The following is a 2,906-nucleotide window of genomic DNA, read 5'->3' as shown; positions in this document are numbered from 1 at the left end:
ATTACTGGCCCGTCCCCCCCTAAGAACCGTACGTGCGGCTTTCACCGCATACGGCTCAAGTTTACGAAAAGCCAGCCAAGAGGCTAACCGACATTATATGGCGCGAGATATTAGCATCTCTGGCCACCGTATCGCAGAGTTACCTTTTCACGCTGGCTATGCACCAGCGCATGGCAGTTGGGATGAAGCAGCACGCGGTTCCTCAAAGTATCCGGCCCGCCGTCCACACGCCTGATGACGTGGTGGTCGTGCCAACCGGTTTCCCTGCTGATCGCATGCCCGCACAGGGCGCAAAGCCCCATCTGTCTGCGGAAGATGCTGAGCACCTGTCCCCGATAACGCAGCTTGTGCTGCATCCGTTGAACCCTCAGCGCCTCCCACTTCAGTTCCTGCGTCGCGTCGTAGGGCTGATACTCACCCGGTAGACGCTTGTGACGCACGATTGCGGTTTCCGCCAGCCCGTACAGCCGCCGGTATTGCCTTTCTCCCTTGCCATTTTTATAGGGATACGCAAACACCCAGTTCTGCCTGCCTATGGATCGGAAGTATTTATTCCTGATCCAATCAGCCGACTTCCGCGGATGCCTCCGCTTCGCCCACCTCCAGATTCGCCAGAAAATAAGATTATCCAGCTTGCTGAAGGCCTCTTTTGCCACGACCGGGGAGTGGTATTGCGCCCACCCCTTCAGTACCGGGTTCAGCTGGCCGATCAACGCGTCCTGCGTCAGTGCTCCGCTGCCTTTGATGATCTCTCGCACTTTCCGATAGAACGCCGAGACGTTCTTCTTCGAGGGCTTGATCAGCAGCTTGGCGTTCCTATACGGCGATTTCGGCACGTACTTCCTGAAATTCCACCCCAGAAAATCGAAGCCTTGGTGGATGTGCGTGATCTGCGTTTTCTCCCGTGACAGCGCAACCCCTCGTGCCGACAGGAATTGCTCTACCCAAGGTTTGACCACGTCCTCTAACAGCTCTTTCGATGCTGCCGTAACGACAAAGTCATCCGCATAGCGAACACACTGCACCTTGCTCTTCTTAGCGTTCCGGACCCCCAGCTTCTTCACCAGATGGCGCTTTAGCTGAATCTCCAGACCATTCAGGGTGGCGTTTGCCAGACAGGGCGAGATGATCCCGCCTTGCGGCGTCCCGGCCTCCGTAGCCATGAGTTGTCGCCGGTCGATAACCCCGGCTTTCAACCATTTGCGCAGCACCGTTCTGTCCATCGGGACAATTCGACACAGCCACTCGTGATTGATGTTGTCGAAGAAACCCTTGATGTCGCCCTCCAGAATCCAGACCGGCGCCGTTTGCGGCGACAGCAGGTGGAATAGCTCGACCATCGCGTCAGCAGTCGAGCGATCCGGGCGAAACCCATAGGATTTCGGATCGCTGGTGCTTTCGATTACAGGTTCCAAGACTTGCAGATACAGCGCCTGCATGGCCCGATCCAGCATCGTCGGGATACCCAGCGGGCGTTTCTCTTGCTTGCCGGGCTTCGGTATCCATACCCGCCGTAGCGGTTTGGGCCGATAGCCTCGCTTTTTCGACAGACGTCCCACGGCCTGGAGCTTGGCCTGAGGCGTTCCCCAGGTTTCTCCGTCGACTCCCGGCGTCTTGCGACCCCGGTTTTCCGTGACTCGCCTTACAGCCAGACAGCGGCCATGAAACGAGTGGGTCAGCAGTCGTTGCAGGCGTTTAACCCTGCGCCAATCGCCTTCCCCAGTTGCCTGCGCAATCTTTAGCTGCGTCTTCCGAACGGTTTGTTGAATCCTGGCCCAATCGAGAGCGTGCCAGTTCTTCATCCCGTCGAAGGACGCAGACGCGACCGGTGTTGCTGGTTGCGTTTTCATACTGTCCTCCTGATATGCACGACATTCAGGACGGACTACCCCCTATGGGCAGTAGTCGCCCATAGGGTCGTTTGGTTATCGCTGGAATCAGCGGCTCTTCTTGCGCTCGTAAACCAGATGCACGTCAGCCAGGGTTGCCCCTGCCGGTAATGTCTCAACCGGTATGCCACCCGTTACAGACGGCCCTTCGCTTTTTGCATCCTCCCATTCCCCACACCCATCAGCGCCCCTTGCGGTTTGCCTGCCTGACCGATGTTGCTGGCCAGGCGGGTGGTCGGGATTGCCACGTTCCCCGAGACGCATCAATTCCCCGTTTAGGCTTCGTCTCTCCCCCGGCAGTCTGCGGTACCGCATCACCTCATCCCACAGTGATGACCGACTGCATTGCCGTTTTTGGCTGAGGCCAATAATTGCCGTAGGCCCGTCCATTATGACGAGGGTTCAGGCGACGATTCACATGTGTTAGCCATGCGGGTTGGGTCATTAGCCTCGGTACGTCCGTGCAATTCGGACGCGAAGCGTTCTCCGTCACCGGATAACACCCTCTTGCGAGCGAGACATTGTTAATCGGGCTTCACACCCCAGGGTTGGCCCCTGACGCATGCCGATCTAATGAACGGGCAGGTACATGCCCGGCTCGGTACTCCCTGTGCAAGCGGAGCTGAGCAATGCGTTTCGGAGCTTGACGCTCCGTGCTTGGTTCAACGTCCCCAACGTCTCACGACGGTGCTAAGGCTCTATGCCAAACAAGAGGACGAAGTTCTGCCCTGAGGGCGGAATTCACCCTCAGGCTTAGACATTATTTGTAACAATCCAGACGGGCCGGAAAGCTACTTTCCTGTGTCTGCACCTCATTCTGAACCCATTTTGGGCGCGAACTGATGCAGATTTATTGCCTAGCTTCGCTAAAACGCAGAGCGTCCGAAGCATAGGTTTACCAGGCAGAGCCGGTACATTGACTGCTGTTTTAAGCATTAACCCCCTGATAGCAAAGGGTTTGGAGCCATGGTGCAGTAAACCAAACCAAGCACGACACGTACACACGTGTCGCACAGG

1 protein-coding gene is annotated in these 2,906 nt (G+C 57.0%); it reads right to left on the bottom strand.

The window, feature by feature from the left end; genetic code table 11:
- Nucleotides 1-110: 110 nt before the first annotated feature.
- On the bottom strand, nt 111-1,850 hold the full coding sequence (gene ltrA, locus AAEZ08_RS22600; protein WP_500125147.1) for a group II intron reverse transcriptase/maturase: 1,740 nt from the start codon (nt 1,848-1,850) through the stop codon (nt 111-113).
- Between the last annotated feature and the right edge of the window lie 1,056 nt (nt 1,851-2,906).

The organism is Pseudomonas sp. E45-MNA-CIBAN-0222 (assembly GCF_040310405.1).
In the GTDB taxonomy this organism is placed as follows: domain Bacteria; phylum Pseudomonadota; class Gammaproteobacteria; order Pseudomonadales; family Pseudomonadaceae; genus Stutzerimonas; species Stutzerimonas stutzeri_AC.
This window is presented reverse-complemented; position numbering and strand designations above follow the sequence as displayed.

Coding starts and splice junctions, on each gene's coding strand:
- ltrA (WP_500125147.1), bottom strand. CDS start 1,850: ATGAAAACGCAACCAGCAACACCGGTCGCGTCTGCGTCCTTCGACGGG.